Source organism: Mesorhizobium sp. Arg314, assembly GCF_053714275.1.
Genome location: NZ_JBSKBP010000023.1, coordinates 90,151 through 97,831, shown reverse-complemented (window position 1 = coordinate 97,831; position 7,681 = coordinate 90,151). Strand labels below are relative to the sequence as shown.

Annotated in this window: 4 protein-coding genes and 1 pseudogene; 3 read left to right on the top strand and 2 right to left on the bottom strand. The window is 63.4% G+C overall.

Features of this window, described 5'->3' with window-relative positions; translation table 11 throughout:
• Positions 1-582: pseudogene (locus tag ACWGS9_RS22735) on the top strand (hypothetical protein); the annotation flags it as partial.
• Here ACWGS9_RS22735 and ACWGS9_RS22730 read toward each other — a convergent pair.
• Both ACWGS9_RS22730 and ACWGS9_RS22725 read right to left on the bottom strand, forming a co-directional pair.
• A complete protein-coding gene (locus tag ACWGS9_RS22730) occupies positions 508-4,020 on the bottom strand; it encodes an autotransporter outer membrane beta-barrel domain-containing protein (protein WP_454507357.1) in 3,513 nt (1,170 codons plus the stop codon). The pseudogene ACWGS9_RS22735 and the gene ACWGS9_RS22730 sit on opposite strands and share 75 nt — an antisense overlap.
• Positions 4,021-4,246: 226 nt before the next feature.
• Positions 4,247-5,209, bottom strand: coding sequence for an AraC family transcriptional regulator (locus ACWGS9_RS22725; protein WP_454507356.1), 963 nt, complete (start codon positions 5,207-5,209; stop codon positions 4,247-4,249).
• Positions 5,210-5,464: 255 nt separating this feature from the next.
• Here ACWGS9_RS22725 and ACWGS9_RS22720 point away from each other — a divergent pair, with 255 nt between their 5' ends.
• Positions 5,465-6,634 carry a helix-turn-helix transcriptional regulator gene (locus ACWGS9_RS22720; RefSeq protein ID WP_454507355.1) on the top strand — a complete coding sequence of 390 codons (1,170 nt, stop codon included), beginning with the start codon at positions 5,465-5,467 and terminating at the stop codon, positions 6,632-6,634.
• A 184-nt stretch (positions 6,635-6,818) separates the two neighbouring features.
• Positions 6,819-7,610 (top strand): outer membrane protein, encoded by a 792-nt coding sequence (locus ACWGS9_RS22715; RefSeq protein WP_454507354.1) that lies wholly within the window; start codon positions 6,819-6,821, stop codon positions 7,608-7,610.
• The last annotated feature ends 71 nt before the right edge of the window (positions 7,611-7,681 follow it).

Sequence of the window (7,681 nt, the reverse complement as noted above, 5' to 3'; positions counted from 1 at the left end):
ACGTTCTCGTATTCAATCGCCGATCCCTGTGGCCGCTCGTTCCAATTTACGAGGTATTTCATAATCTCCTCCTCCCTCTCGGGTGACCGCGAAATCCCCGAATCGCATTGTAGCTCTCCGAGGCGGACTTCCGACCGCCCTTCATCTCCTACAATACACGAAAGTGGTGAATCTGTCCGACGTTTGAGAACGTATGAAGAACTCATTCCTGCTCGACGGTGGATACGGCTGAAGCGGGTGGAGCAGTTCACGCAAGCGCTCGCCGACCACGAGGACGGACGTCGGGCCGCCGAAGCATTGCGCTCGCTGATCGGCGAGATCGTCCTCACGCCCAGCGACAGGCGGGGCGCGGTCCATGCCGAGCTGCGCGGCGAGTTGTTCGGCATCCTCGAATTCGCCAATCCTGAACAAAATCAAAGGATTGACCGTATTATGACAAAAGGGGTTGCGGGTCCCCGCAACCACCACATTTGCAATGCTTGCTATCGGGGTTGCCAAACCATCCTGTCAGAACCTGACGTTGAGGTTTGCCTTGGCGCCGTTGTCGGTGCTGTGGCCGCCGAACTGGCCGACATAGGATAGGCCGAGCGTGGCATTGGCCGACATTTGTAGGTCGAAGCCGGCCTCGATCACCGCGCTGTCCCTGGCGACAGGCACGCCGGCGATGGTGAAGGCATCGCCGCCGGCGAGGGCGAAGGTCGAGGTCGGCGTGACATCGCCGAAGGCGTGGCGCCAGCCCAGCATGCCGCGCGCGGTCGCGCTCATGCCGCCGAGCGCGACTTCGGTCGAGGCGCGCAGCCCGAGCGTGGTGAAGGTGGCATTGGTTGTTGAGCCGGCGCTGGCCAGCGCCGCGGCGCCACCTTGCTCGGTGAAGCCGTCAGTGTGCACGCTGACATAGGCGAGGTCGGCGAAGGGCTCGAAATGGAACCGATTGGCATCCATCTTGTAAGCGAGTTCGCCGAACACCTGCGCCGTGCCGGCGTCACGGTCGGCCGATAGTTGGTCGGCGAAGCCGTTGAAGGCGACCGAGCGTTTTGTCGAGATGCCGTTCCAGCTGTAGGCGGCGCCGGTGCGGAAGGCTATGGCCCCCCAGTTGGTGCCGCCATAGAGGCCGAGATGGTAGTTGTCGCTGCTCCCGCTCGAATAGCGGGCATCGGCGTGGAAGGACGAATGGCTGTAGCCGCCGATCAGGCCGACGCGCCAGTCGCCGACCAGCCTGTCGGCGCCGACCAGCAGGCCGCCGGTCGAGCGATCGAAGGCGGCGGCATTGCCGTCGCTGTCGGTGTTGCCCCAAGCGCCGAAGGCCTGACCCCAGACGGCGAAGCGGTCGGTGTCGGCGGCCGCCATTTCCGGTCCGCCTTCGCCATACGCCATGACCGGCAGCGGCGCAGCGCCTGCGTCGCCGAACGCGGCGGCGATGCGGTTCGTGGTGGCGTCGCGGATGAAGCGGCTGTCTTCCAGCAGCATCCCCTTGGCCGAGGCATGGATCTCGCCCGAGAGCTGGTCGAAGGCGTCCTGGGCGGCTGCCGCCGTCGGCAGCACCACGGTCGCGTCGTAGAGCGGATTGCCAGCCCCCAGGCTTTCCGCGCCGCCGCCCGTGGCGATCTGGTTCGGCGTCAGGCCGACCGAGGCGAAGGACTTTGCCTGCACCACGTCGAGATAGACATGCGTCGGGTCGTAATTGGCGACAAGGCCGATGAAGGGGCCGGCCCCGCTGAGCGTGTAGGTGCCGGTGACGCCGGCATCGGCCTGCAGCACGGTGTAGTGCGTGCCCAGCACGTAAGGCGCGGCATCCGTCTTGACCACGTCGAGGACCGCTCCGGCGGCGATCGTCGTCGTCCCGGTCGCGTGAATGAGATCGGACTGGCCGGTCGAGGTGAGTTCGACCCGGTAGATCGAGCCCGCTGCCTGGTCGATATCGCCCGCGACATTGAGCGTGCCGATCGAATTGCCCGGTGCGATGATGCCGCCCGACTGTGCGACGATGCCGCCGACCGTGCCGTTGCCGCCCAGCGTACCGCCCGAGATCGTCACCAGCGAGTTGGCCAGCGAACCGTTCACGGCCAGCAGTCCGCCGCTTACATTGGTTGCACCGGTGAAGCCGCTCGAATTGGCGGTCAGGTTCGTCGTGCCGGCGATCTGGTTGATCGTGCCGATGCCGCCGATCGCAGAGGCGAACGTGTAGTTCGTGTCGGTGTGGTTGAAGTTGATCGCGCCTGCGCCGGCGCCGAACTGAACGCTCGCCGCATTGAGCGAGCCGGCGGCCGCCGCTGGCGATCCGCTCGCCGCACCGATGTTCAGCGTGCCGACGGAGCCCGCCAGGACGGCGATGTCGACCGCGCCGCCAGCCGACACCGCGCCGCCATTCGCGATCGTCAGTGTGCCTGTGCCGGCGGTGCCGACAGTTAGGTTGCCACTGCTGGCCCAGATCGAGCCGGCGCCATCGACAGACACTGCGCCGATAGAGCCGGCAACACTGCTGATAGCGCCGTTCACGAAGCTGACATTGCCGCCACTCGAGATGTTCAGCGTGCCGCCACCAGCGCGACCGACATAGAGGTCGAAGCCGCTGGTCCAGGTCGAGCCCACGCCGGCGACCGTCACTGTGCCATTGGAAGCGGCCAGGTCGCCCACAATGCCGGTCGCGCTGGTGACGGTTCCGCCGTTTGAAATGGTCAGCGTGCCAGTGCCACCGCTGCCGACGACCAAGGCGAAGCTGCTGGCCCAGATCGAGCCTACGCCGTCGACCGTCGCAATGCCGGTCGAGCCTGCCTGGTGGCCAACGTAGCCCAGGGCATTTTTCACCGCGCCGCCGTTCAGGATGTTCAGCGTGCCGGTGCCCTGGTCGCCGACGTAGAGGTCCGAACTGTTTGTCCAGGTCGAGCCCGCGCCGGTGACCGTTGCTGTGCCCGTACCGCCCGCTGCCTCACCGACAACACCCTTGACATCGCTGACCGCACCGCCGTTCGAGATTGTCAGCGTGCCGGTGCCGGAGCCGCCGACGGAGAGGGACCAACTGTCGGTCAAGGCCGACCCCGCGCCATCGACTGCGATCGATCCGGTGGAACCGGCAGCGTATCCCACAAAGCCAATGCCGTTGCTCACGACACCGCCGTTCGTGATTGCTAGCGTGGCATCACCATTTTGGCCAATGACGAGGCCCAAATTGTTGGTCCAGGTCGAGCCGGCACCGTCGACGAATACCAAGCCGGTCGAGCCCGCGAGGGCGCCGATAACCCCCACGTCATTGCTGACGGCGCCGCCTTTCGAGACCGTCAACGTTCCCGTTCCCTGATCGCCGACGACCAGATTGGAACTGTTTGTCCAGGTCGAGCCCGAACCGTTGACCATCACGATGCCGTTGGAGCCCGCGTGCCAACCGATGGTGCCCGTGGCATTGCTGACCGCGCCGCCATTGGCGATGCTCAGCGTGCCGGCGCCAAGTTCGGCGATATACAGATCCCCGCTGTTGGTCCAGGTCGAGCCGAGCCCGTCGACGGTCACTGTGCCTGTGCCCTGGCCGTAGCCGACATGACCCACGGTGTCGCTCACGGCGCCGCCGTTTGAGATCGTCAAGGTGCCGGTGCTGTTCGTACCCAAGGCAAGGAAAAGGTCGGAACTGTTGCTCCACACCGAGCCTGCTCCAACGACGCTCACCGTGCCGCTCGCGTTCGAAGCATAGCCGAGATAGCCGGTAGTATCGGAGAGGGTGCCGCCGTTCGTGATCGTCAGCGAGCCTGCGTAGCTCGCAATGGTGCCGACATACAGATAGTGGGCGGCCGCATTCGGTGCATTGATCACGGTCGGATTCGGGAACGTCGCATCGAGAGTAACGTCGTCGCTCGATGTCGGAACAGCGGCGGGGTTCCAGTTTCCGGCGGTAAACCAGTTCGTGGAGGCAGCGCCGGTCCAGATCTCGGCTGCCGTGGCGCTTGGCTGACCAAGGCCGATCAGCGCCGTCGACGTCAACGCCAGATATTTCAACGCCTTCTTGCGGCCTTCAAATCCATTCTGCGGCATTCAATTCCCTGACATGACAGTCGTTTCACCCTGGGGCTGACATGTCATCGGCGCCCGGCTGTTGTCTTGGGCAGGGCCGCACCGGAATTGGACTGGAGAGAGGTGCGATATCTTGCTCGCGCACTGTGGCGGTTTGGCCCCATCGATCACCGACGGCGCCGTGGCTTCTCATGGCGAGGGAATCGGGCATGGCGGCGATTCGCTGGTTGCCGGAGGCCGCTCGGGCTTATCTGGCGCTCGTCGGGGTGTAGCCGAAGCGACGGCGGAAGCAGCGATTGAAATAGGACACGTCGCTGAATCCGCTCATCATCGCGATTTCGCTGACCCTCATGTCGTCAAAGTGTCTTTGCGAGAGCATCTTGTGAGCTCTTTGCAAACGCAGCTCGAGCACACGCTCGGAGAAGCTGATACCCGTCTCCTGAAGGATGTCGTGAACATAGCGCGCCGACAGGCGGAGTTGTTTTGCGACGCCCTGCGCGGAGATGCCGGGGTCGGCGAAATTGCCTGCTATCTTGGCCAGGACTGCCTGCAGCCTGGCCGCTCGCAGGCCGCGCAGGCCGGCCAATTCGGCAGCCTCGCCTTTCGCGCCCGTCACCAGACCGATCAGATCGACGATCGTGTCCGTTGCGTGCGTGGTGAGATCGGCCGAGACGAGGGGGCGGCCGGTCTCAAGAAGTTGGCAATAACGTTTGAGAAGATCGAGAGCCTCGTTTTCGGCGCCGATCTTCAATGCCAGCCTGTCATCGATCTGCGGGAAGGCCTGTGTGAGGACGGCGCGCGGGACCACCACGTTCGCCCACACATTCCTGTCGGCGCCGACCATTTTCAGTGATTCCGATGCCGTGACCAGAACCGCTTCTCCCCTACCGACACCGTACTCGCGGCCGACCTGTGCCCCGGTCAGGACGGTGTCGGCTCCGTTGATCAGCAGGAGATATCCGTCGTTGTCGTCATCGGCGATGTTGCTCGCCTTCCTCGTCGCATGCCTGATCGTTCCGGCCATCCGGCCAAGAACCAGCGATCCGACAGCCGTGGCTTCGATTGCCGCCTCGAAAGGCAGGGTCGAGGATATGCCGTACTCAACCGACCAGATCTCCGCGACATGGATGTCTTGCCAGAGGGAAAATCGATCGCGTTCGCTAAGATGCGAGGGCAACTGAGCCGATGAAAACACCGTCTTTCGCGACAATCGAACACCCCGAAAAATCTACGCTTCAAAAAAATCGAACGCGACACTTTTCAATCCGGAAATAACCGGCAACATTGATCGCCTGGCGTTCGACCGATCGCATTAAACGCTTAGTCGAGTTCAACCACGCGCGGCGTCACCCGAAAGTATGACGTCGCAAAATCCTTCGAGGCGAGATCGGCGTCTCTTGTGCCGAGCCGCCGGTCAACTTGTTGCTGGTCATTTTTTTGCTCATTCCCCATGAGTGGGCAGGGCATGTCAGGGGGTGTGGTGGAGAGGCTGGGCAGCGAAGTACTTTGTTCGATTATCGGTGAAATTTATGATTGCGTTTTGAATCCGGAAGGCTGGACCGGGGTCATGACCCGGATCACGGAAGCTGTCGACGCTGCCTATACCACTGTCGCGCTAGCCGGCACCGCTGACAACCACGGCCGGTTCACGGCTCAATCGCCCTGGGACCCCGTGCAGATGCGGGTGCTCCAGGAGGACTATGACTTTGATGGGATTCCCGGACTGAAGGCCGCGGTCGCCGGCGACATCGACACGCCTGTTGCGACGCTGTCGCATATGAGCGAGGCCGAACTCCAGCAGACGCCGTTTTTTCAGGATTGGGCCAAGCCGCAGGGATTGCGCGAGGCCTGCATCACGAAATTCGTTCACACGCCGGACCGGATTGGGCTCATGGGCTGCACCACGCGTGCCAACAGGGGAATCATAACCATTGAGGAACAGCGTTTCCTGGCCTCGCTCTCGCCGCATCTGCGTCGCGCTTCCCTGATTGGAGATCTGCTCGACCAGACCCGCATCACCGCCAATCTCTATCGCGAGACGCTCGATCATCTCGCCGTGCCTGTCGTTCTTGCCAGCGCCGACGCAGCGATCCTCCATGCCAATGGAGCTGCCGACCGGATGTTTTCCGGGCAAGGTCCCATTCTTTCCAGGAACGGCCTGCTCCAGCCGCAGAATCCGGCGGTCGCCCGCGCTTTGGCGGACGCAATAGCCGGCGCCGCGAGCGCGGATGCTTCGCTTGGCTCTCGCGGCATAGGGCTGCCCGTTTCAGCGCCGGGTCAGCCGCCCGCCGTGGCTTATGTATTGCCGCTGACCGAAGGAACCGCGCGCGCGGCCTTCCGGCCCGCCTGTGCCGCCGTCTTCGTATCCACCACAACGTCCTCTTCCCCGCTCCCGGAGGCCGTTCTCACGACGCTGTTCGACCTTACTCCCGCGGAGGCCCGGGTCCTCCTGCGGATCGGCGGCGGATTGCCCGCGTCCAAGTGCGCCTTGTCGCTCGGCATCAGCGAAAACACCCTGAAGACCCATCTCAACCGGATCTTCGCCAAGACCGGCACGAGGCGCCAGGCCGATCTCGTCAAGCTGAGTGCGGACATAGGCATGCCTTTCGCAACTCATGCAACTCATCGGCGCTGAAGGAGCGAATCCTTCCCCTCTGTTCGGACTGGCTCCTCATCGAAATGCGCATGCGGAGAGCCGATCGCATGCCACCTGACGGCATGGCGCGCGCCGATCGACTGAGGCTGAATGGCCACACCGATCGAGAAAGCGCCGCGATGCGTTCCAGGACAATTCGGATGCGGTCCTGCCCAAGACGCGGATGGCCGACAATGCAACACCGGAAGCCTCGACGACACCTGGACCGCGCGGAGCATTTCCGCTGCGGGAAACGCAACATCCTTGGGGCAGCAAACAAGCAATGAAAACGGTTCTTCTCGCCACAGCCTTCATTCTCGCGCCTGTCGGCATGGCGTCCGCGGCGGACATCAATGAAACCTCGCCCGGTGCCACCGCTTACGACTGGTCCGGCCTCTATGCCGGCGCTCATTTCGGTTACGCAGCCGGAAAATCCAATTTCTTCATCGCTGGCGCCGGCGGCGGGGGCACCGATGTCGGCGTTCCCCTCGATCCGAGCGGTTTTATTGGCGGCGTCCATATCGGCTTCAATCAAGAAATGGCGAACCGCTTCGTGCTCGGTGCCGAGGCTGACATTGCGTACAATGATGTGGATGGACTGACGACCTTCCCCGGCGGCGGCACGTTGCTCAAGAGCGAAATCAAGTGGTCGGGTTCGGCGCGGTTGCGGGCTGGCTATGCTCTCGATCGGACTTTGCCTTACATCACTGCAGGCGTGGCCGCGGCCAAGTACGAAGTGACTGGGATCTCCGGCACCCCCAGCGGTGACATATTGCTCCACGACGAAACCCATGTTGGCTGGACGGTTGGGGCCGGCGTTGAGCACGCCTTCACCGACAAGTGGATCGCTCGGGTCGAATATCGCTACTCCGACTTCGGCAGCAAGGATCTCTCCGCAGCAGATGGTCTTAACACGATCGCGGACGTCGATCTCAAGACGCACGATCTACGGGTCGGCCTCAGCTACAAGTTCTGATGCGGCGGACCGAGCAAACCCCGGCGCTCGCGCCGGGGTTTGCTTGCGCGGCGAGGTGACCTCCCGTTGGA

Bases quoted from the DNA above. Each gene is read 5' to 3' on its own strand.
- ACWGS9_RS22730 (WP_454507357.1), bottom strand. From the start codon at position 4,020: ATGCCGCAGAATGGATTTGAAGGCCGCAAGAAGGCGTTGAAATATCTG.
- ACWGS9_RS22720 (WP_454507355.1), top strand. From the start codon at position 5,465: ATGTCAGGGGGTGTGGTGGAGAGGCTGGGCAGCGAAGTACTTTGTTCG.
- ACWGS9_RS22715 (WP_454507354.1), top strand. From the start codon at position 6,819: ATGGCCGACAATGCAACACCGGAAGCCTCGACGACACCTGGACCGCGC.